At 67.9% G+C, this 20,967-nt stretch carries 18 protein-coding genes; 10 read left to right on the top strand and 8 right to left on the bottom strand.

The genetic code is table 11. The features are described 5' to 3' along the window. Positions 1–100 precede the first annotated feature (100 nt). On the top strand, positions 101–976 hold the full coding sequence (locus OM513_RS06400; protein WP_264943319.1) for a BKACE family enzyme: 876 nt from the start codon (positions 101–103) through the stop codon (positions 974–976). A gap of 16 nt (positions 977–992) precedes the next feature. On the opposite strand, the gene OM513_RS06395 is transcribed toward OM513_RS06400, so the two are convergent. Then, complete coding sequence (locus OM513_RS06395) at positions 993–2,171, bottom strand: serine hydrolase domain-containing protein (protein WP_264943318.1); 1,179 nt, start codon at positions 2,169–2,171, stop codon at positions 993–995. 137 nt (positions 2,172–2,308) lie between these two features. Then, positions 2,309–4,564, bottom strand: a complete 2,256-nt coding sequence (locus tag OM513_RS06390) for a TonB-dependent receptor (RefSeq protein WP_264943317.1) — start codon at positions 4,562–4,564, stop codon at positions 2,309–2,311. A gap of 419 nt (positions 4,565–4,983) precedes the next feature. On the opposite strand from OM513_RS06390, the gene OM513_RS06385 reads away from it, so the two are divergent. The 5 genes from OM513_RS06385 (at position 4,984) to OM513_RS06365 (ending at position 11,292) form a co-directional block, all read left to right on the top strand. Continuing rightward, a complete protein-coding gene (locus tag OM513_RS06385; RefSeq protein ID WP_264943316.1) occupies positions 4,984–5,778 on the top strand; it encodes a CmcJ/NvfI family oxidoreductase in 795 nt (264 codons plus the stop codon). A 371-nt stretch (positions 5,779–6,149) separates the two neighbouring features. Next, complete coding sequence (locus OM513_RS06380; protein ID WP_264943315.1) at positions 6,150–6,593, top strand: NAD(P)H-dependent oxidoreductase subunit E; 444 nt, start codon at positions 6,150–6,152, stop codon at positions 6,591–6,593. Beyond that, positions 6,590–8,062, top strand: coding sequence for an NADH-ubiquinone oxidoreductase-F iron-sulfur binding region domain-containing protein (locus OM513_RS06375; RefSeq protein ID WP_264943314.1), 1,473 nt, complete (start codon positions 6,590–6,592; stop codon positions 8,060–8,062). The genes OM513_RS06380 and OM513_RS06375 overlap by 4 nt, the downstream gene beginning before the upstream one ends. 153 nt (positions 8,063–8,215) lie before the next feature. Beyond that, positions 8,216–11,068 carry a formate dehydrogenase subunit alpha gene (gene fdhF / locus OM513_RS06370; protein ID WP_264943313.1) on the top strand — a complete coding sequence of 951 codons (2,853 nt, stop codon included), beginning with the start codon at positions 8,216–8,218 and terminating at the stop codon, positions 11,066–11,068. Then, positions 11,065–11,292, top strand: coding sequence for a formate dehydrogenase subunit delta (locus OM513_RS06365; RefSeq protein WP_264943312.1), 228 nt, complete (start codon positions 11,065–11,067; stop codon positions 11,290–11,292). The genes fdhF and OM513_RS06365 overlap by 4 nt, the downstream gene beginning before the upstream one ends. 144 nt (positions 11,293–11,436) lie before the next feature. Here OM513_RS06365 and OM513_RS06360 read toward each other — a convergent pair whose 3' ends face one another. Both OM513_RS06360 and OM513_RS06355 read right to left on the bottom strand, forming a co-directional pair. Continuing rightward, positions 11,437–11,778, bottom strand: a complete 342-nt coding sequence (locus tag OM513_RS06360) for a hypothetical protein (RefSeq protein WP_264943311.1) — start codon at positions 11,776–11,778, stop codon at positions 11,437–11,439. 255 nt (positions 11,779–12,033) lie between these two features. After that, positions 12,034–12,486 carry a MarR family winged helix-turn-helix transcriptional regulator gene (locus tag OM513_RS06355; protein WP_264943310.1) on the bottom strand — a complete coding sequence of 151 codons (453 nt, stop codon included), beginning with the start codon at positions 12,484–12,486 and terminating at the stop codon, positions 12,034–12,036. A 161-nt stretch (positions 12,487–12,647) separates the two neighbouring features. Here OM513_RS06355 and OM513_RS06350 point away from each other — a divergent pair, with 161 nt between their 5' ends. From OM513_RS06350 to OM513_RS06335, 4 genes are all read left to right on the top strand, one after another. Continuing rightward, positions 12,648–13,484 (top strand): p-hydroxycinnamoyl CoA hydratase/lyase, encoded by an 837-nt coding sequence (locus OM513_RS06350; RefSeq protein ID WP_264943309.1) that lies wholly within the window; start codon positions 12,648–12,650, stop codon positions 13,482–13,484. 136 nt (positions 13,485–13,620) lie between these two features. Further along, positions 13,621–15,720, top strand: a complete 2,100-nt coding sequence (locus OM513_RS06345) for an acetate--CoA ligase family protein (protein ID WP_264943308.1) — start codon at positions 13,621–13,623, stop codon at positions 15,718–15,720. Between the two features lie 130 nt (positions 15,721–15,850). Further along, entirely contained in the window at positions 15,851–16,861 is a 1,011-nt protein-coding gene (locus OM513_RS06340) for a zinc-dependent alcohol dehydrogenase family protein (RefSeq protein ID WP_264943307.1), read from the top strand. Positions 16,862–16,939: 78 nt separating this feature from the next. After that, positions 16,940–17,656, top strand: a complete 717-nt coding sequence (locus OM513_RS06335) for an alpha/beta fold hydrolase (protein WP_264943306.1) — start codon at positions 16,940–16,942, stop codon at positions 17,654–17,656. 17 nt (positions 17,657–17,673) lie between these two features. On the opposite strand, the gene OM513_RS06330 is transcribed toward OM513_RS06335, so the two are convergent. From OM513_RS06330 to OM513_RS06315, 4 genes are read right to left on the bottom strand one after another with little or no spacing between them, the layout of a single operon-like run. Next, a complete protein-coding gene (locus OM513_RS06330) occupies positions 17,674–18,684 on the bottom strand; it encodes an aldo/keto reductase (protein ID WP_264943305.1) in 1,011 nt (336 codons plus the stop codon). 41 nt (positions 18,685–18,725) lie between these two features. Further along, the gene (locus OM513_RS06325; protein WP_264943304.1) at positions 18,726–19,118 is read right to left on the bottom strand and encodes a hypothetical protein; all 393 of its coding nucleotides are present in this window, start codon (positions 19,116–19,118) and stop codon (positions 18,726–18,728) included. Positions 19,119–19,121: 3 nt separating this feature from the next. Continuing rightward, entirely contained in the window at positions 19,122–20,063 is a 942-nt protein-coding gene (locus OM513_RS06320; RefSeq protein WP_264943303.1) for a Gfo/Idh/MocA family oxidoreductase, read from the bottom strand. A gap of 57 nt (positions 20,064–20,120) precedes the next feature. Then, on the bottom strand, positions 20,121–20,966 hold the full coding sequence (locus OM513_RS06315; protein ID WP_264943302.1) for a class III extradiol dioxygenase subunit beta: 846 nt from the start codon (positions 20,964–20,966) through the stop codon (positions 20,121–20,123). Between the last annotated feature and the right edge of the window lies 1 nt (position 20,967).

Below are 20,967 nucleotides of genomic sequence, written 5' to 3'. Positions count from 1 at the left end.
GTGATAATGGAATAGGCGCTCGCCTTTCGCGCGCGCCGCTCTTTCTGCAAGCCTCGTCCCATGAAACGCACCATAGCGGTTCCGATGCTGGAGAGCGAGCTTGGCTGACAAGGTATTCATCACCTGTGCCGTTACGGGCAGCTCGCCGATGCCGAACCACCCGCACTTCCCCTTCCGCAACGAGCATGTCGCCGCCGAAGCGCTTGCCGCGGCGGAGGCCGGCGCGTCCATCATCCACATCCACGTCCGCAATTCCGAAACCGGCGTGCCCAGCCAGGAGCTGGAGGATTACCGCGCCGTGGTGGGCATGATCCGCCAGAAGAACAATGAGGTGATCCTGAACGTCACCACCGGCCCGGGCTGCACCTGGATGCAGAGCGAGGAAGACCCCGCGCTTCCCGGCCCCGGCACGCTGATGTTCACCGCCGAGCGGCGGCTGGAGCATATCCTGGACCTGAAGCCCGATATGTGTACCCTCGACATCTGCACGATGAACCTGTGGGGCGGCGCGGCGATCAACCTGGACCCGATGATCACCCGCATGGGCCATATGATCCAGGATGCGGGCGTGCTGCCCGAGATCGAATGTTTCGAGGCGGGCGACTTTGTGTTCGCGGACGACCTGATGGCCAAGGGCGCACTGCCGAAGCACGCGCCGTACAGCTTCGTGCTGGGCACCAAATACGGCCTGCCCGCCACGCCCGAGGCGATGATGTACTCCAAGAACCAGTTGCCGCGCGGCGCGAAATGGACCGGGTTCGGCGTCAGCCGCCACAGCTTCCCGATGGCGGCGCAGGCGGTGCTGCTGGGCGGCAACGTGCGCGTGGGGTTCGAGGATACGATCTACCTGCGCCGCGGCCGCCTGGCCAACAACAACGCGGAGCTGGTGAACTGGGGCCGCGAGATCATCGAGCATCTGGGCGCCGACGTCGCCAGCGCGGGCGAAACCCGCGAGATGCTGGGCCTGGCGCACTGAGCGGCCGCGCCGGGGCTCAGCGCCCCCGCGCCAGCCGCTCCTCGTCCGGCGTGAAGGCGGAGCGGCGACCCGGCCCGGCCGTATCGGGAACCGCGGTGACGAAATAGGCCACGCCGCGCCCGCGCCGCCGATCGATCCACAGCCCCGATCGCAGGTTGTATGCGCTGCCCGCATGGCCGCTGCGCAGCCGCCCGTCGCCGAAGGGATCGTCGGCACATCCCGGCGCGCGCGTCGCCAGAAGCTGCACCGCCAAGCCATAGGCGCAATAGAAGCCCTGCTCGCTGTCGCCGTTGGCGCCGTCGAAAGTCCAGTGCGGCCGTTCGATCTCCGCGATCGACGCGGGGGTCAGGAACCCCTCCCCGCCCGCCAGCAGCATCCGGCCGATCCGCGCCAGTCCCAGCGGCGAGATGCGGAGCCCGCCCTGCGGCCCGAACAGCGCGCCGTTGTCGCCCGGGCGATAGGCGGAAAGGTCGCAAGCGCCCTCCGCCACCACCAGGCACGGCGGCGGCGCGCCTTTCAGGTCGTCGCGCCGCACCTCGCCCTTCTCATTGTACAGGACCACCGCATGCGCCACCGCGCCGGCGCCGCAGCCCGACCAGTTGAAACAGGCGTCGATCCCCAGCGGCGCGAACACCTCCGCCTGCATCACCGCGTCGAACCGCCGGCCGGTGGCCGCCTCGATCACGCTCGCGATCACGGGGAAGTTCAGGTTGGTGTAGCGAAACCAGGTGCCCGGGGCGTGGGCTGCATCCCAGATCGCCGGGCGCTGCATCCAGTCGCGCAACGCGGTGCCCAGCGGGATGATATAGTCGGCATCGTCGGTGATGCTCGAACGGTGCGACAGCAGCAGGCGCAGCGTGACCGGCACCTCCGGAAAGGCCGGGTTGCGCAGCCGCCAGCCCAGATAATCCGAGACGTCGCGATCGAGCGACAGCGTGCCCTTCTCCACCAGCCGCATCACGCCCAGCGCCACCGCCAGCTTGCTCACCGATGCGACACGCACCGGATCGCCCGCCGCCACCCGCCGCCCGGCCGCGCGATCGGCCGGCCCGCGCGCCTGGACGGACGTGACGCCCCGCCGGTCGAACGCCACGCGAACCTCGGCGGCGCCGCCCGCGGTCTGCGCCGTGGCCGGTGCCCCGCCCATCGCATGAGCCAACAGGCCCGCCGCCAGCGCCGATCGCGACATCCGCATCGCCGGAGTTTCGCCGCCGCGCCCTCGCCGCGCAAGCGGGTCCGCGCGCGGGCCAAGAAAAAACGGCGGGCACCAGGGCCCGCCGCGTCAGTTTCAGGAACCGGGACGCGGACAGGCCGCGCCCCGGGAGGGTATCCTCAGAATTCCTTCTTCACGCTGATCCGCCACTCGCGCGGGCGGCCCACCTGGGCATAGGCGGTACCGGCGAACGCATAGACCGCGTCGAACCGGAACGGCATGTAGTATTTGTCGAACAGGTTGGTGACCTCAAGCGCGATCGAGAGGTCCTTGTCCTCGTTGTTCCAGGTCAGGCGTGCGTTGGCGAGCGCGTAATCGTCGAAATAGCGATACTGCGTGCCCGCCGCATCCAGGCCATAGCCGGCGAAGGTCTTGTCGCGATACGAGATGTCGAAGCGCGGCGTGATCGAACCGGTGCCGCCCAGCGAGGCTTCGTACTGGATGCCCATGCTGGCCTGGAACTCCGGCGACACGATCGGATCGTTCAGCGTGGTGCTGGCGCCGACCGCGGGCGAGATGCGGGTATATTCCGACCCGCTCAGGCTCACCGAGGCGTCGATCATCAGGCCCTCGACCGGCTGGGCGGAAAGTTCGGCTTCGAAGCCCCAGATGTTGCCGTCGCCCGCGTTCGCCACGACCGCGCAAGGGCCGCCGCCATAGGCCGAGCAATCGGACAGCGGGAGCTGGATGTTCTTGTACTTGTTGTAATAGGCCGCCAGGTTCAGGCGCAGCGTGCGATCGAACAGGTCGGTCTTCAGGCCGGCCTCGTACGACGTCACCGTTTCCGGGTTGAACGTACCCTGGAGGGCGTGCTGCGGCAGGAACGGACGCGCCGTGACGCCGCCGCCCTTGAAGCCGGTAGACGCGGTGAGATAGGCCAGCACCTCGGGCGAGAAGCGGTAGTCGACCGAGACGCGCCAGTCGATCTTGTCGCCGTTGTAGTTGGCGGTCAGCCCATCCAGCGCCTCGACGCCGAAGCCCACCGCGCCCGTGGTGCCGTCAAGCCGCTTGCGGACGAAGGTATAGTCCTTGTGCTCGTCGGTGTAGCGGATGCCCGCGGTAACGTTCAGGTTCGGCGCGGGGTGCAGGATCAGCGTGCCGAATGCGGCCTTGGTGTCGGCGTTGATCGGATCGTTGCCCATGAACTGCAGCGGCACGCCCGGGACGATGTAGCGGATGTCCTGGATCGTGAAATAGGTGCTGCGCTGATCCGAATAGAAGCCGCCCACGGTCAGGTCGGCGATGTCGCCGAGCGACGCATTCAGGCGGACCTCCTGGCTGAAGAACCAGAAGTCGAGATCATTGTAGCCGCCGGCCGCGCGGGTCAGCGTCGGCGTGAAATCGTCGTCGGTGCCCCATTTGTTGTTGTATTCGCGATAGGCGGTGATCGACTGAAGCTGGATGTTGTCGCTCAGGTCGATGTCGATATGGCCCGAGAAGCCGAATCCGGTGAACTCGTTGCGGTTCCCCTGCGACCAGTTTCCGGCCGCGCCCGAGGCGGGCAGATACCAGCTCGCATAGGTACAAAGCGGGCCGCACAGGAAGCTCGCGGCATCGCCATTCGCGACGATCGGCACCTCGGCGGCGCTGGTGCGGTCCGAACGCTGATAGTCGCCGATGAGCTGGATGTCGAAACCCGCGCCTTCATAGCGGACGGCGCCGCGCAGGCCCGAATAGTTGATCCCGCCCAGCTTATCGACCACGCAGTCGCGCGCGGTGGTGACCGACGGCAGGATGCCCTGGGCGTTGCCCGGCTTGGCGCAACCATAGTCGATCTGGTCGACATAGCCGTCCTGGCTCTTGTGGACGCCGGAGATGCGGGCGAACAGGTTCTCGCCGAGCGGGAAGTTGGCGCCCGCGCGCACCTCGATGCGGTTGCGCGTGCCATAGCCGAGCTCGGCGAAGGCCGAGCTTTCGGCGTTCGGCTTCTTCGAGAACAGCTTGATGGCGCCGCCGATCGAGTTGCGGCCCGTCAGCGTGCCCTGCGGGCCGCGCAGGATCTCGACGCGGTCGAGGTCGAGCAGGTCGAAGTTGGCGCCGGTCAGCGACGCATAATAGACGTCGTCGACATACATGCCCACGCCGGGCTCATAGGCCGGGTTGAAGTCGAACTGGCCGATGCCGCGGATCGATGCGCCCATCGAATTGCCATATGCGCCGCCCATCTCGTTGAGCGTGACGCTGGGCGCCTGGCGCGCGATCGCTTCGACATCGTCCTGGCTGCGGGCCTCGAGCAGGCCGGCATCGACGGCGGTGATGGCCAGAGGCGTATCCTGAAGCCGCTGCTCGCGGAACTGCGCGGTGACGACGATGTCGTCGTTCTGCTTCCCCTGGTCGCCGGATTCATCCTGAGCCCAGGCCGGTGCGGCAGCCATCATGGCGGCCGCCGAAGCGGTAAGGAACATCATTCCGCGCGCCGCGGAAAAACTACGGGTAACCCCCATCATTGGCATTCCCTCCTAATGTCTCGGACTGGCGGACCGGGCCCCTTCGGGGGCGATACCGTCTCCACACACTCCATTGCACCTTCGGCGAGATGCAACTTTGTGAGTAGGACATACGGTTGTCGTGTTGACAAGACACAGTGAAAGAAATCGCCGCAATGGTGCTATTGCATCACATTCTGCAACAATCCTAGTATTACTGATAACTGGTACTTAAAGTAATAGCTTTGCAACTACCATTGACTTGCCGCACTGCCGCAGCATGCACCTTCTTGAGCGGCTTTCCGTATGTGTTACATACATCCGCCAAGAAGATTCCCGCGCGGCGGGCGCAGGGTGGGAGAGGCCGCGTGGAGGCCGCAATCAACTATGTCGCGCGCACCGGTGAGCGGATGCGCTATTTCGCCAACGATCATTCGCGCGATACGGTGGTGGTCGCGGCGGCGCCGATGGCGATCGCGGATGCGCGCGACGGCGGCACGACGCTGGATCGCCAGGGCTTCGTGCTGGTCCGGCACGTCAGCGCCGTGACCGACTTCGCCGATGCCGCCGCGGTAGCCGCGACCCATCCGGACGAGATCGCCGGGCTGCTTCGCCGCCTGACCGGCGCGGACCATGTGCGCGTGACGGGCAACGGCGCGCTGCGCTTCGCCGAACGATCGGACCTGTCGGGCGCGCTCGACAATTCGCGCCCGGCGCGCTTCGCCCATGTCGATATCTCGGACGCCACGGCGGTCCAGTTCTCCGGACGATCGGCGCCCGAGGGGCGGCGGATACGACGGGTCGCGCACTACAATGTGTGGCGCGCGATCTCGCCGCCGCCGCAGGACGTGCCGCTGGCGCTGTGCGACGCGCGCTCGGTGGCGCCGGAAGACCTGATCGCCGCCGACGCGATCTTCGATCGGCCGGGGCATCCGGACTGGTCGTTCGAGGGGCTGGTAGTGGCGCACAACCCGGCGCACCGCTGGCACTGGTTCAGCGATCTCGATCGCGATCAGGCGGTGGTGTTCAAGACCTGGGACAGCGATCCTGCGGCGGCGCATTGCGTGCCCCACGTCGCGTTCGACAACCCGGACTGCCCCGCCGATGCGCCCCCGCGCGCCAGCATCGAGATGCGCGCGATCGCCTATTGGCTGGAGGATTGACGGCCGGCGCGGACAATTCCACTTTCGCCACGGCCCGAATATTTGTAAGCGTTGCATACAAAATAACAGACAGGGGGACGATGATGGGCCAGCGCCAGCACGCGCCGCGCGATTCCGCGCCGGCATTTGCGCCGCGCCCGATGTGGCAAAGCCCACCCCTCAGCTCCCGCTTGCAGCCTGCCGCCCTATCGCCCTATCGCCCTGGATGCGCACGCACGGACAGGTGCGGCCGGCCGCATGGCCACGGCGATTTGCTGCGCAGCATTCCGCGGCCGCGCCGCATCCGAAAGCGCCGGGAAGGCACAGCGAATTAGTATGTGTTGCATATCATTTCATTGTATCATCGGCGCGAAGGGGGTAGTTTGAGTTCCATGTCCCAAACCCCGACGACAGACCGCGAGGCGCGCCTCGATGCGGCGATTCGCCGCCATGCCGGAGAGGAAGGCCCGCTGCTGCCGATCCTCCACGCGGTGCAGGCCGAATTCGGCTGCGTCGACGAAGCCGCCAAGCGCCGCATCGCCGATGCGCTGAACCTCACCCGCGCCGAGGTGCATGGCGTGGTGAGCTTCTACCACGATTTCCACGACAAGCCCGAGACGCGCCCGGTGCTGAAGCTGTGCCGCGCCGAAAGCTGCCAGGCGCGCGGCGGCGAGGCGCTGGCCGCGCATGCGGAGCGGGTGGCGGGCGCACGGGTGAAGATCGAGCCGGTCTATTGCCTGGGCCTGTGCTCCGTCGGCCCCAACGCGATGGTGGGCGAAGACCTGTACGCACGGCTCGACGAGCGCGGCGTGGCCGAACTGATAGGTGCGATGTGACGGTGGTGCGGATTTCCGACGATGCGCTGGCGATCGCCTGCGGCGCCGATCGCGTCGCCCGCCGCTTCGCCGAACTGGGCCATGAGGTGGTGCGCGTATCGAGCTGGGGGATGCACTGGCTGGAACCGCTCGTCGAGATCGACGGCTTCGGCTATGGCCCCGCCAGCCCGGCGGACGTGGAGGCCATCCTGGCCGATCAGGCCGGCGGCCTGTGCATCGGCAAGATCGCCGATCATCCCTTCATCGCCGCGCAGACTCGCCTCACCTTCGCGCGGGCGGGCAAGACGCGCCCGCTGAGCCTGGACGACTATGCCGCGACCGGGGGCTGGAAGGGGCTGGAACGCGCACGCACGATGACGCCCGAGGCAGTCGTGGAGCAGGTGAAGGCTTCCGGCCTGCGCGGCCGCGGCGGCGCGGGGTTCCCCGCGGGCATCAAGTGGGACACGGTGCGCAAGGCGGCGAACCCGCGCAAATACATCGTCTGCAACGCCGACGAGGGCGACAGCGGCACCTTCGCCGATCGCATGCTGATGGAGGGCGACCCCTATCTGCTGATCGAAGGGATGACGATCGCCGCGCTCGCGGTGGGCGCGCAACGCGGATATATCTACATCCGCTCCGAATATCCGCACGCCATCGCCAAGATGCGCGCCGCGATCCGCCTGTCGGCGCAGATCGTAGCCCCCTTCGTGCTGGAGGTGCGGGTGGGCGCCGGCGCCTATGTGTGCGGCGAGGAAACCTCGATGCTCAACAGCCTGGAGGGCAAGCGCGGGGAGGTTCGCGCCAAGCCGCCGCTGCCGGCGCTGGAAGGGCTGTTCGGCTGCCCGACGGTGGTCAACAACATCCTCACCGCCTCCGCCGTGCCCTTCGTGCTGGCAGAGGGCGCGCAGGCCTATGCCGATTACGGCATGGGCCGTTCGCGCGGCACCATGCCGATCCAGCTCGCCGGCAACGTAAAATACGGCGGCCTCTATGAAACCGCGTTCGGCGTGACGCTGGGCGAGCTGGTCGAGAAGATCGGCGGCGGCACCGGCAACGGCCGCCCGGTGAAGGCCGTCCAGGTCGGCGGACCGCTGGGCGCCTATTTCCCCCCCGCCCTGTTCGACACGCCGTTCGATTACGAAGCCTTTGCGGCGAAGGATGGGCTGATCGGCCATGGCGGCATCACCGTGTTCGACGATACCGCCGACATGGCGGTGCAGGCGCGCTTCGCCTTCGAATTCTGCGCGATCGAAAGCTGCGGCAAATGCACGCCGTGCCGCATCGGCGCGGTGCGCGGGCGCGAGACGATGGACAAGGTGATCGCGGGCGATCGCCCCGCGTCGAACCTGGCGCTCGTGGCGGACCTTTGCGAGACGATGAAGCTCGGATCGCTCTGCGCGCTCGGCGGCTTCACCCCCTATCCGGTGATGAGCGCCATCACCCATTTCCCCGGCGATTTCGTTCGCGAGAGCGCCGATGCGGCGTGATCCCCTCCTTGCTCATCCCCTGGCGGGGGAAGATGCCCAAGCGCAGCTTGGTGGAGGGGTAGCCGCCCCCATTCGTGCCGCCCGTGGAGGGTACCCCTCCACCGTCCTCCGGACGGTCCCCCTCCCCCTCCGGGGGAGGATTGGAGAATTGTCATGACCTATCAGCGCCAACCCGATTTCGGCACGCCCGAGAGCCATTCCGGCGAAACCGTAACGCTGACGATCGACGGCCGCGAGACCAGCGTGCCCGCGGGCACGACCGTGATGCGCGCGGCGGCGGAGATCGGCACCTCCATCCCCAAGCTGTGCGCCACCGACAGCCTGAAGCAGTTCGGATCGTGCCGCCTGTGCCTGGTGGAGATCGACGGCCGCCGCGGCACGCCGGCGTCCTGCACCACGCCGGTGGAGAACGGCATGGTCGTCCATACCCAGACCCCGCAGCTCCAGAAACTGCGCAAGGGCGTGATGGAGCTCTACATCTCCGATCACCCGCTCGATTGCCTCACCTGCGCGGCCAACGGCGATTGCGAGTTGCAGGACCAGGCCGGCGCGGTCGGCCTGCGCGACGTGCGCTATGGCTATGAGGGCGCCAGCCACCTGGGCCAGGCGAAGGACCTCTCCAACCCCTATTTCGATTTCGATCCCAGCAAGTGCATCGTCTGCTCGCGCTGCGTGCGCGCCTGCGACGAGGTTCAGGGAACGCTCGCGCTCACCATCGACGGGCGCGGCTTCGGGTCGAAGGTGTCGCCGGGCATGGCCAGCGACGATTTCCTGTCCTCCGAATGCGTGTCGTGCGGCGCCTGCGTCCAGGCCTGCCCCACCGCGACGCTGACCGAGCGCGCGGTGGTGGAGATCGGCACGCCGGAGCGCGCGGTGGTCACCACCTGCGCCTATTGCGGCGTCGGCTGCACCTTCCGCGCGGAGATGCGCGGCGAGCAGCTCGTCCGCATGGTGCCGTGGAAGGACGGCAAGGCCAACCGCGGCCATAGCTGCGTCAAGGGCCGCTTCGCCTGGGGCTATGCGAACCACAAGGAACGCATCCTCAACCCGATGATCCGCGAGAGCATCGACCAGCCCTGGCGCGAGGTGAGCTGGGACGAAGCCTTCGCCCATGCCGCGAGCGAGATCCGGCGCATCCAGGCCAAATACGGCAAGGATTCGGTGGGCGGCATCACCTCCAGCCGCTGCACCAACGAGGAGACATTCCTCGTCCAGAAGCTGATCCGCGCGGGCTTCGGCAACAACAACGTCGATACCTGCGCCCGCGTCTGCCACTCGCCGACCGGCTATGGGCTGAAGACCACCTTCGGCACCAGCGCGGGCACGCAGGATTTCGACAGCGTGATGCAGGCCGACGTGATCCTGATCATCGGCGCGAACCCCACCGACGGCCACCCCGTCTTCGCCAGCCGCATGAAGCGGCGGCTGCGCCAGGGCGCCAAGCTGATCGTCGTCGATCCGCGCCGCATCGACATGGTGCGTTCGCCGCACATCCAGGCCGAGCACCACCTGCCGCTGCGCCCGGGCACCAACGTGGCGGTGCTGACCGCGATGGCGCATGTGATCGTGACCGAGGGGCTGGCCGACGAGGATTTCATCCGCGAACGCTGCGATTGGGACGAATATCGCGAATGGGCGGACTTCGTCTCCCAGCCGAAGAACTCGCCCGAGGCGCTCCAGCCGGTCACCACCGTCGATCCGGAGGAACTGCGCGCGGCCGCCCGCCTCTATGCCACCGGCGGCAACGGCGCGATCTATTACGGCCTGGGCGTGACCGAGCACAGCCAGGGATCGTCCACGGTGATGGCGATCGCCAACCTGGCGATGGCGACCGGCAACATCGGGCGCGAGGGCGTGGGCGTGAACCCGCTCCGGGGCCAGAACAACGTCCAGGGCGCGTGCGACATGGGCAGCTTCCCGCACGAGCTGTCCGGCTATCGCCACATCTCGGACGCCGCCGCGCGCAAGCTGTTCGAGGATGATTGGGGCGTCACGCTGGACCCGGAGCCGGGCCTGCGCATCCCCAACATGCTCGATGCCGCCGTGGACGGCACCTTCAAGGCGCTCTACGTCCAGGGCGAGGACATCCTCCAGTCCGATCCGAACACCAAGCATGTCTCCGCGGGCCTCGCCGCGATGGAATGCGTGATCGTGCAAGACCTGTTCCTCAACGAAACCGCGAACTACGCGCACATCTTCCTGCCCGGATCGACCTTCCTGGAAAAGGACGGCACCTTCACCAACGCCGAGCGCCGCATCCAGCTCGTCCGCAAGGTGATGAGCCCGCTCAACGGCCTGGCCGACTGGGAGGTGACGCAGAATCTCGCCAACGCGCTGGGCCTGGGCTGGAACTACACCCATCCGTCGCAGATCATGGACGAGATCGCGCGGCTGACCCCCACCTTCGCGGGCGTCAGCTTCGCCAAGCTCGACGAACTCGGATCGATGCAGTGGCCGGTGACGGACAAGACGCTCGCGATCGGCACGCCCGTGATGCACATCGACGGCTTCGTGCGCGGCAAGGGCAAGTTCGTCGTGACCGACTATATCCCCACCGACGAGAAGACCGGCCCGCGCTTCCCGCTGCTGCTCACCACGGGGCGTATCCTGACCCACTATAATGTCGGCGCGCAGACGCGGCGCACCGGCAACGTGGTGTGGCATCCGGAAGACCTGCTGGAGATGCACCCGGTGGATGCCGAGGACCGCGGGCTGAAGGATGGCGACTGGGCGCGGCTGGCATCGCGCGCGGGCGAGACGACGCTGCGCGTGAAGATCACCGATCGCGTGGCCCCCGGTGTGGTCTATACCACCTTCCACCACCCCGCGACACAGGCCAACGTCATCACCACCGACTATTCGGACTGGGCCACCAACTGCCCCGAATACAAGGTGACGGCGGTGCAGGTGGCGGCCTCCAACGGCCCGACCGAATGGCAGGAGGAGTATGAGGCGCTGAGCGAGCGCTCGCGCCGCATCGAGCATGACGTGGAACCCGCCGAATGAGCGGCGGCACGCACGAGCACCTGGTCTATATGGCCAACCAGATCGCCCGGAACCTTGCCGTCCTGGGCGACGAGGAGGCCGCACGCGAAACCGCCGAGCATATCCAACTCTACTGGGATCCGCGGATGAAGGCGGCGATCTACGCCGATCCGGCTGGGCTCGATCCGGTCGCCGCCCGCGCCTTCGCCATCCTGCGGGAGCGGGCGGCGGCGAAGGCGGGCTAGGACGCGGCCGGGCAGGAGCGGCATCCATTCCCCCGTCCGTTCGCCCTGAGCTTGTCGAAGGGCGGTCTCCACGGGCGTATCGCAAGCGGCCAGGCGCCCTTCGACAAGCTCAGGGCGAGCGGGTCAGATTGAATGCACCCTGCCCTAATCGTGGAGATACAGGGCAACGCCGATCATCGGCTGATCCGTCCCGTTCGTGATCGCGAAGGTCGCCTTCTTGCCCAGGCCGGCGGCGAGCCCGTCGATCGTGCCCGACAGCGCGTCGTTGAAACGTTCGTCCGCGTTCCCGGCGGCGGGGAGCGATGACCGGTTCACCAGGAACAGCACCTCGCAGATCGAACGCCTGCAGGAGACCTGCTTCTCCGCGATCGTTCCGACATCGAGCGCCGCCAGATCGCCGACAATGCGCCGCTCCGCGCCATCGGCCCACGCCGCCTCGCGGCGTTCCGCCCGAAAGGATGCATGAAGCTCCGCCGGATTGCGCATTCCTTCCGGAAACGCCTGGGGCCCGACATTCTGCCAGACGTTCCGGAAGAACGGAAAGTCCGCAATTCCCTGCGCCTGCGCCGGAAATCCCGTAGCGGCGAGAATGCCGATCATGCCAAACATTGCCGCGGATCGGACAGAATAGCGAACACACATATTACGCATAGCCACATCCGCGAATCACAGAAGAATGCCACATAATATTTGAAAATTCTCCGACAGTACATGCGGATTGTCAACTCGATGCAAGCCCTGTCATCCCGCCACGCGCAGCCGCCGCAGCGCCGCGGTCATCGCCGCGATGGTCTGCGCGTCCAGCGATTCCGCCAGCCACGCCTCCTCGCCGTCCGATTTCGCGCGCACCTGCGCCGCCAGCGCCTTGCCGGTTCCGGTAAGCTTCAGCGGCTGGGCGCGGCCGTCGGTATCGGCACGGGCGATCAGGCCGCGGCGCTCCAGCGCGGTGATCAGCGGCGCCATGTTCGCACGCTGGATGCCCAGCAGGCGGCCGACGCCGCTCTGCGTCGCGCCCGGATTGGCGTCGAGGACCATCAGGATCGACGCCTCGGCCACGCGAAGGTCCAGTTCGGCCAGCGCTTCGCCGAAACGCGCCATCACCAGCGCCGACGCGCGGCGCATCTGGTATCCCAGGTTGCCGGCGAGCGGATCGCGCAACCCGCCCGTACCGGCGCCTTCCTCTTCCCCGTTCATTTCCGGACCCTACCGCTATTGAACATAGCAATCAACGTTGCTATGCGACATAGCTAAGGAGAGGGACGCGACGGCGCCTCCGGCCGCTTTCGATCGCGGGCCGGCGCAGGGCGAAGGCTCTCCGATCCGAAGCCATTTCTTCGCATAGAACGGGAAGCCGCATGACCGAGACCAGCCCCAAGGGAACCGTCGCCTACGAGGTCGTCGACCGCATCGCCTGGGTGAAGTTCAACCGCCCCGACAAGCGCAACTGCATGAGCCCGACGCTGAACCAGGAGATGCTCGAAGTGATCGAGAGCCTGGAGTTCCGCGAGGACGTGGGCGTGCTGGTGCTCACCGGCGAGGGCACCGCCTGGTCCGCCGGCATGGACCTGAAGGAGTATTTCCGGGAAAACGAGCAGAAGGGCCTGTGGGCGACGCGCAAGGCTCAGCGCCAGGCCTATAGCTGGTGGGAACGGCTGCGCTGGTATCACAAGCCGACGATCGCGATGGTCAATGGATGGTGCTTCGGCGGCGGCTATGGCCCGCTGTTCTCCTGCGACCTGGCGTTCGCGGCGGAGGACGCGCAGTTCGGCCTTTCGGAGATCAACTGGGGCATCCTGCCCGGCGGCGGCGCATCGAAGGTCGCGGCCGAGCTGCTCTCGTTCCGCAAGGCGATGTATCACGCGATGATGGGCGAGAACCTGACCGGCACCCAGGCCGCCGAATGGGGCCTGGTGAACGAGGCGCTGCCTGGCGACAAGCTGAAGGAGCGCGTGACCGAGGTGGCCAATGTGCTGCTGGCCAAGAACGCCGTGGCGCTGAAGGCGACCAAGGACGCGGTGCGCCGCGTGCGCGAGATGACCTATGACAATGCCGAGGATTATCTGATCCGCGCGCAGGAGGCCGCCAACAGCTTCGACGCGCACGGCCGCAAGGAAGCCACCCGTCAGTTCATCGACGAGAAGAGCTTCAAGCCCGGCCTGGGCGCATACGATCTGAACAAGCAGAAGGCCTGAACCGGCCGGCGATACCGGGCTCCCCTCCCCGGAAAGGAGGGGCTTGGGGGCGGGTGGGCCTCCACAAGCCGGAACGCCCATGGACAGCAACCCACCCCTACCCTCTCCGTTTCGGGGAGGGGCATCGGGAGGACAGATGAAGCCCGCACGATTCACCACCGCCCAGGTGCGGCGGCTCCTCAGCCCGCGCTCGGTCGCGATCGTGGGCGCTTCGGACAAGCCGGGCGCGCTCGGCGCATCGTGCCTGCAGAACCTGCTCGATCGCGGCTTCAGCGGCGACATCCACCTGATCAACCCCAACCGCGACCGCATCGGCGACCGCCCCTGCCTCAAGTCGATCGACGACCTGCCGGAGGGTGTGGACGCCGCCGTGCTGGCGATCCCCGGCCCCGCCGTGCTGGCCACGGTGGAGGCGCTGGCGAAGCGCAAGGTGGGATCGGCGGTGATCTTCTCCGCCGGCTTCGGCGAGGGCGGCGAAGAGGGCAAGGCGGCGCAACGCGCGCTCGCGCGGATCGCGCACGAGGCGGGGATGGTGGTGGAAGGGCCGAACTGCCTGGGCCTCACCAACCTGGTTGACGGCGTGGCGCTGAGCTTCATCGAGATGCCGGGCGATCCGCTGGGCGGCCGACCGGGCGTGGGCATCGTATCGCAATCGGGCGCGATGGCGGTGGTGCTGGCCACGACGCTCCATGCCAAGGGGCTGGGCGTCTCCGTCTCGGTCTCGACCGGCAACGAGGCAGCGAGCGGGGCCGAGGACTATATCGATTACCTGATCGACGATCCGCACACCCAGGTGATCGCGCTGATCATCGAGCAGTTCCGCGACGCGGGCCGCTTCCTGGAGCTCGCGCGCCGCGCGGCGCAGGCGGGCAAGCCGATCGTGCTGCTCCACCCCGGCCGCAGCGCCGCCGCGCGCGAGAGCGCCGCGACCCACACCGGCGCGATGGCCGGCGACTGGGACGTGATGCGCGTGAAGGTGACCGCCGCGGGCGTAACCGTGGTCGAGAATCTGGAGGAGCTGGGCGACGCGACCGACATCGCCCTGCGCGCAGGGCGCGTGCCGGCGGGCGGCACCGTGGTGCTGGCGGAATCGGGCGCGTTCAAGGCGCTGACGCTCGACCTGTGCGACGGCATCGGCCTGCCGCTCCCCCGGTTCGGCGCGGAGACACATGCGGCGCTGCGCGCGGCGATGCCGGATTTCATCGAGGTCTCCAATCCGCTCGACCTTACCGCGCAGGCGCTGGTCGATCCCGGCATCTATCGCCGCACGCTGGAGCCGCTGCTGGCCGATCCGGCGATCTCCAGCATCGTCATCGCGATCATCCAGACCGAGCCCAAGACGGCGATGCGCAAGTTCCCGCCGATCCTGGAGACACTCTCCGGCCTGGAGCGCACCAAGCCGGTGATCTACGCAGGCCTCGACGAAGGCGCCGAGGTGCCCGCCGAACCGATCGCCGAGCTGCGCCGGATGGGCGTGCCCTATTTCCCAACCGCCGACCGCGCGTTCCGGGCCATCGCGCGGCTGGCAGGCGCCGGGATCGCGGCGACCGACGGACAGGCGCCGGTGGCGCTCGACCTGCCCGTGGGCGGCGGCGCTATCCCCGAATACCGGTCGAAGGCGCTGCTGGCAGAGGCCGGCATTTCCTTCCCGCGCGGCCGCTTCGCGGCGACCCTCGCCGAGGGCAAGGCCGCTGCGGCGGAGGTCGGCTATCCGGTAGTGCTCAAGGCCCAGGCCGCCGCGCTCAGCCACAAGAGCGACGCGGGCGGCGTGAAGCTGAACATCGCCGACGATGCCGCGCTGGAAGCGGCCTGGACCGCGATGGAGGCCTCGGTCGAGGCCTATTCGCCCGGCCTGAAGCTGGACGGCATGCTGATCGAGGGCATGGGCGAGCGCGGGCTGGAGTTCATCATCGGCGCGCGCAACGACGCGGACTGGGGCCCGGTGATCCTGGTCGGCTTCGGCGGCGTGCAGGCGGAGGTGCTGAAGGACGTCCGCCTGATCGAGCCCGGCCTGCCGCACGACGCGATCGTCGCCGAGCTGCGCAAGCTGAAGAGCGCGGCGCTGATGGACGGATGGCGCGGGTCGCCCGCGGTGGATGTGGACGCGGTGGCCGGAGTGGTGACCGCGCTGGGCCGCGTGCTGATGGGCACGCCGGGCATCCGCGAGATCGATCTGAACCCCGTCGTCGCCTATCCCAAGGGCGCGGTGGCGCTGGACGCGCTGATCTATACCTGATCCCATCCCGGGGGGCCGCCGCGGAGGCGTATCGTCCGCGGCGGCCCAATGCGTGGCGCCGGCCGGATCGTATGACTTGCAAACAATCTTCCGCGCGCGCAGTCTCCGGCGCAACAAGGAGGGGAAGCGCATGAAGGCGTGGCAGCTCGGCAAGGGCGCGAAGTCGCTCGACGACCTGCATCTGGTCGAGCTTCCCACCCCTATTCCCGGCGCCGGCGAAGTGTTGATCCGGGTGCGCGCCTGCTCGCTCAACTATCGCGACCAGGCGGTGGTGACCGGCAACTATTTCGGCGGCGTGATCCAGCAGGACCTGATCCCGCTGTCCGATGGCGCGGGCGAGGTGGTGTCCACCGGCCCCGGCGTCACCCGCTTCAAGGCGGGGGACCGCGTCGCCGGGCTGTTCTTCCAGAACTGGCTGGAAGGGCCGCCCAATCCGGCCGCCGGCCCCGCGCTCGGCGCGCCGCCGGCGCATGGCATGCTGGCCGAATATGTCCTGCTGCCCGAACGCGGCGTGACGCATATCGCCGCCTCGCTCAGCTTCGATCAGGCCGCCACCCTGCCCTGCGCGGGCGTCACCGCCTGGCATGCGCTGATGGAGGGGCCGAAGCATGTGGGGCCGGGCCGCAGCGTGCTGGTACTCGGCACGGGCGGCGTTTCGATGCTCGCGCTCCAGATCGCCAAGGCGGCGGGCGCCTTCGTCATCGCCACATCGGGATCGGACGCCAAGCTGGAGCGCGCCCGGGCGATGGGGGCGGACGCCACGATCAACTACAAGGCGATCCCCGAATGGGGCGCAGAGGCCGCGCGGATCGCTGGCGGCGGCATCGATCATGTCGTGGAGGTGGGCGGCACCGGCACGATCAACCAGTCGATCGCGGCGGTCGGCTTCGGCGGCGAGGTGGCACTGATCGGCGTGATGACGCGCGGCGACACCCAGCCGCACGGGCTGATGATGAAGGGCGCCAGCATCCGCGGCATCTTCGTCGGATCGGGGGCGATGGCCGCGGCGCTGAACCGCGCGATCGACGTCAACGGGATCAAGCCGGTGATCGGCGCCACCTTCGCCTTCGATGCGGCGAAGGAAGCCTATCGCCATGCGATATCGCCGGACCTGTTCGGCAAGACGGTGATCACGGTTTGAACCGGCGGACACGCCGGCAGGGCAATTGGAGGCATTGCGGATGGATATGAAACCGGCCCGGATGCTAGCGGGCGGCGCATGACCACTTTCGTGATGATCCACGGCGCCTGGCACGGCGGCTGGAGCTTCGAGCCGCTGCGCGCGCGGATCGAGGGCGCCGGCCACGCACTCGTCGCCCCCGACCTGCCCGGCATGGGCACCGCCGCGCCGACGCTGGCGCAGTGGGGCGATTTCGCCGCCGCGCTGTGCCGCGCCGCGCGGCCGGGCAAGGTGATCCTGTGCGGCCACAGCCGCGGCGGCATCGTCGTCAGCCAGGCCGCCGAGACGACGCCGGAGGCGATCGACGCGAGCGTCTACATCTGCGCGATGCTGATCCCGCCGGGCATGTCGCGCGCCGACTGGAAGGCGCGGCAGGTACCCAATCCGGCGTTCGACGCGATCATTCGCCCCGGCCCCGGCTACAGCACGATCGACACCGCCCACGCGATCCCGGTGTTCGCCCAGCTAAGCCCGCCCGATGCCGCCGCAGACGCCATGACGCGGCTGGCGGGCGAGCCGAACGGCCCACGCGGCACGCCGCTGATGCTTACACCGGAGCGCTACGGCAGCGTTCCGCGCCACTATATCGAATGCCTGCACGACCGCACGATCCCGATCGCCGACCAGCGCGCGATGCAGGCGATGCAGCCCTGCGCCAGCGTGCGTTCGCTGGAGGCGGATCACAGCCCGTTCCTGTCGGCGCCGGATGCCCTTGCCGACGCGCTGCTGCAGATTGCGGAGACGGTGGCGCAATAGGCCAACCGCCGTGCGGCTCAGGCCAGTTCCTCGTCCGGGAAGGTCTCGGTATCGATCTGCGTCTGCTGGAGTGCCGGATAGCGCGCACCGCGGATCGCGCCGGGGGCGAAGATCGCGTCGATCGCGGCAGTCAGCTCTGGCGTGATCGTCACCTTCAGCGCGCCCAGATCGTCGTCCAGATGGGCGATGCTGCGCGTGCCGGGGATCGGCACGACATTCGGCCCGCGCGACAACACCCAGGCGAGCACGAGCTGCGCCGGCGTACATCCGGTCTCTCCCGCCAGCGCGACGAACCGGTCCACGGCGTTCAGATTGTGCGCCAGATTCGCGCCGTTGAAGCGCGGCATCGCCTTGCGGATGTCGCCGTCCCGGTAATCGTCGCTGCGCACCGAACCCGCCAGCAGCCCGCGCGCCAGCGGCGAGAAGGCGACCAGCGCGATCCCCAACTCGCGGCAGGCGTCCATCACCGCGATTTCCACGTTGCGCGAGGTGGGCGAATATTCGTTCTGCACCGCCGCCACCGGATGCACGGCATGCGCGCGCCGGATGCTGGCCGCGCCCATCTCCGAAAGGCCGATCGCGCCGATCTTGCCCGCCTCCTTCGCCCGCACCAGCGCGCCCATCGAATCCTCGATCGGCACCTTCCGGTCCAGCCGGTGCATGTAATAGAGGTCGATGTGATCGGTCCCCAGCCGCTGGAGCGAGCGATCGAGCGAGGCGGAGATCGTCTCCGGCCGGCCGTCCAGCACGCGCTGGCCGTCGATCAGGTCGAGCACGCACTTGCTGGCCAGCGTGAATTCGCCGCGCCGGTGCATCACCGCCTGGGCCAGCAGCCGTTCGTTGTTGCCGCTGCCATAGAGCGCAGCGGTGTCGAGCAGCGTCACCCCGCTGTCGAGCGCGTGGTTCAGCAGCCGCGCACCGTCCTCGGCGGAGGGCGCCACGTCATAGGCGTGGCTCAGGTTCATGCACCCCAGCCCGATCGCGGACACGGTGAAGGGGCCGATCGTGCGGGTGGGCAGCATGGTCATACTCCTGGAAACCGTTGGGGCGGACGACGCCTTCCCTGACGTCAGCGCCGGTCGAGTACAAGCGCGGAAAGTGCCGATCGCGCCCAGGCGATAAAGGCGCGGTTGGTCTCCCGCACCACCCGCGCGGACTCGCGATATTCCTCGACATATTCGCCGAGCCGGACGGCGGGCCACCGCGCCTGATGGAGCGCCGCGGCCGAGCGCATCTGGGAGAAGCGGTTGCGGAAATCGCGCACGAAATCGGCATCGCCCAGGCCGCTGAAAAACTGGTCCGCCTCACGCCCGACGGCGGAGATCTGATCCGACAGCGCCTTGCGCAGCCGTATCAGATCGTGCCGGCGGTCGTCGTCCGCACGGCCCGCTATCGCCGCGAGATCGGCCTGCACCTTCTCGAGCAAGTCCAACTCCCGCATCAGCGCGGCGCGATCCGCCATCCCTTACCCCTCCAACTGTTTCTCCAGCGCGTCGAGGATGCGGTAGCAGGGCATCACCTGGGCCACCGACGAATTGGGCTCGCGCCCTTCGCGGATGGCGGCGATGAACTCACGATCCTGCAGCTCGATGCCGTTGTTGGAGACGGCAACGCGCGAAAGGTCGACTGGCTCCTCCTTGCCGGTCACCAAATCGTCATAGCGCGCGATCCAGGTGCCGTTGTCGCAGATATAGCGGAAGAAGGTGCCCAGCGGCCCATCGTTGTTGAAGCTCAGCGACAGCGTGCAGATGGCGCCGCTCTCCGCCTTGAGCTGGATGGACATGTCCATCGCGATGCCCAGCTCCGGATGGATCGGCCCCTGCACCGCGTTGGCCGCCACGATCGGCCCGGCCTGATAGGCGAACAGGTCCACCGTATGCGCCGCATGGTGCCACAGCAGGTGATCGGTCCACGAACGCGGCTCGCCCTTGGCGTTCATGTTCTTGCGGCGGAAGAAATAGGTCTGGACGTCCATCTGCTGCACGGCGATGTCGCCCGCCACGATCTTGTCGTGGATATACTGGTGGCTGGGATTGAAGCGCCGCGTGTGGCCGGCCATGCAGACCAGCCCGGTCTCCTGGCTCTTCTTCAGCACAGCCTCGCCATCGGCCAGGCTGTCGCACAGCGGGATCTCCACCTGCACATGCTTGCCCGCGTCCATGCACTGGATCGCCTGGGCGGCGTGCATCTGGGTGGGGGTACACAGGATCACCGCGTCCAGGCCCGGCTGCTCCAGCGCCTCGGACAGTTCGGTGGTGGCGTGCGGGATGCCGTATTTGGCGGCGACGGCCTGGGTCGGCTCCAGCCGCCTTCCGACGACCGAGACCACCTCGACGCCGTCGATATTCTTCAGTCCGTCGAGGTGCTTCTCGCCAAAGGCGCCGGCACCGGCGAGCGCGATCTTCATCATGGGCTCCTTGTCACTTCTGGAGCCCCTCCCCGCGGGAGAGGGGCCGGTGTCGGTTCACGCAGGCTCGAGCACGAGCTGCCCCAGCGCGGTGTTCGACGCCGGGATGTGGTAGAAACGGTGGATCTCCTTGGCCTTCGGCCCCAGCGCGCCGCGCATGATCAGCCACATCACCAGCTCGATCCCCTCCGATCCGCTCTCGCGCAGATATTCGATGTGCGGCATCTGGCGCAGGCGATCGGGGTTCGCGGTCAGATCGTCCATGAACGCGGTGTCGAACGCCTTGTTGATCAAGCCCGCGCGCGGGCCCTGGAGCTGGTGGCTCATGCCGCCCGTGCCCCAGACCTGGACGTTCAGATCCTCCTCGAAGCTTTCCACCGCGCGCTTGATCGCCTCGCCCAGCTTCCAGCAGCGGTTGCCCGAGGGCGGCGGATAGGTGACGACGTTCACCGGCAGCGGGATCACCTTGCACGGCCATTCCTCGGGCTCGCCGAAGACCATCGACAGCGGCACCGTGCAGCCATGATCGACGTCCATCTGGTTCATGATGGTCATGTCGAACTCGTCGAGGATCAGGCTCTGCGCGATGTGCCAGGCCAGGTCCGGGTGGCCGATCACATCGGGCACGGGGCGCGGGCCCCAGCCCTCGTCGGCCGGCTTGAACCGCTCGGCGCAGCCGATCGCGAAGGTGGGGATGATATTCATGTCGAAGGCGGAGGCATGGTCGTTATAGACCAGCACCACCACGTCCGGCATGTTCCCGGGCTGCTTGATCCAGTCCTTCACCCACTGATAGCCCTGGAACACCGGGCCCCAGTAATCGTCGCCGGTCTTGCCGGTCTGGATCGCGGCGCCGAGCGCGGGAATGTGGCTCGACGTGATACCCGCCGTGATACGCGCCATG

Source organism: Sphingomonas canadensis (genome assembly GCF_026013525.1).
GTDB classification, from domain to species: domain Bacteria; phylum Pseudomonadota; class Alphaproteobacteria; order Sphingomonadales; family Sphingomonadaceae; genus Sphingomonas; species Sphingomonas canadensis.
This window is presented reverse-complemented; position numbering and strand designations above follow the sequence as displayed.

Excerpts from the sequence above, each read along its gene's own strand:
- OM513_RS06320 (WP_264943303.1), bottom strand. The coding sequence starts at position 20,063 with ATGAAGATCGCGCTCGCCGGTGCCGGCGCCTTTGGCGAGAAGCACCTC.
- OM513_RS06345 (WP_264943308.1), top strand. The coding sequence starts at position 13,621 with ATGAAGCCCGCACGATTCACCACCGCCCAGGTGCGGCGGCTCCTCAGC.
- OM513_RS06330 (WP_264943305.1), bottom strand. The coding sequence starts at position 18,684 with ATGACCATGCTGCCCACCCGCACGATCGGCCCCTTCACCGTGTCCGCG.
- OM513_RS06350 (WP_264943309.1), top strand. The coding sequence starts at position 12,648 with ATGACCGAGACCAGCCCCAAGGGAACCGTCGCCTACGAGGTCGTCGAC.
- OM513_RS06340 (WP_264943307.1), top strand. The coding sequence starts at position 15,851 with ATGAAGGCGTGGCAGCTCGGCAAGGGCGCGAAGTCGCTCGACGACCTG.
- OM513_RS06395 (WP_264943318.1), bottom strand. The coding sequence starts at position 2,171 with ATGCGGATGTCGCGATCGGCGCTGGCGGCGGGCCTGTTGGCTCATGCG.
- OM513_RS06315 (WP_264943302.1), bottom strand. The coding sequence starts at position 20,966 with ATGGCGCGTATCACGGCGGGTATCACGTCGAGCCACATTCCCGCGCTC.
- OM513_RS06335 (WP_264943306.1), top strand. The coding sequence starts at position 16,940 with ATGACCACTTTCGTGATGATCCACGGCGCCTGGCACGGCGGCTGGAGC.
- OM513_RS06390 (WP_264943317.1), bottom strand. The coding sequence starts at position 4,564 with ATGGCTGCCGCACCGGCCTGGGCTCAGGATGAATCCGGCGACCAGGGG.
- OM513_RS06365 (WP_264943312.1), top strand. The coding sequence starts at position 11,065 with ATGAGCGGCGGCACGCACGAGCACCTGGTCTATATGGCCAACCAGATC.
- OM513_RS06380 (WP_264943315.1), top strand. The coding sequence starts at position 6,150 with ATGTCCCAAACCCCGACGACAGACCGCGAGGCGCGCCTCGATGCGGCG.
- OM513_RS06325 (WP_264943304.1), bottom strand. The coding sequence starts at position 19,118 with ATGGCGGATCGCGCCGCGCTGATGCGGGAGTTGGACTTGCTCGAGAAG.
- OM513_RS06355 (WP_264943310.1), bottom strand. The coding sequence starts at position 12,486 with ATGAACGGGGAAGAGGAAGGCGCCGGTACGGGCGGGTTGCGCGATCCG.
- OM513_RS06360 (WP_264943311.1), bottom strand. The coding sequence starts at position 11,778 with ATGCGCAATCCGGCGGAGCTTCATGCATCCTTTCGGGCGGAACGCCGC.
- fdhF (WP_264943313.1), top strand. The coding sequence starts at position 8,216 with ATGACCTATCAGCGCCAACCCGATTTCGGCACGCCCGAGAGCCATTCC.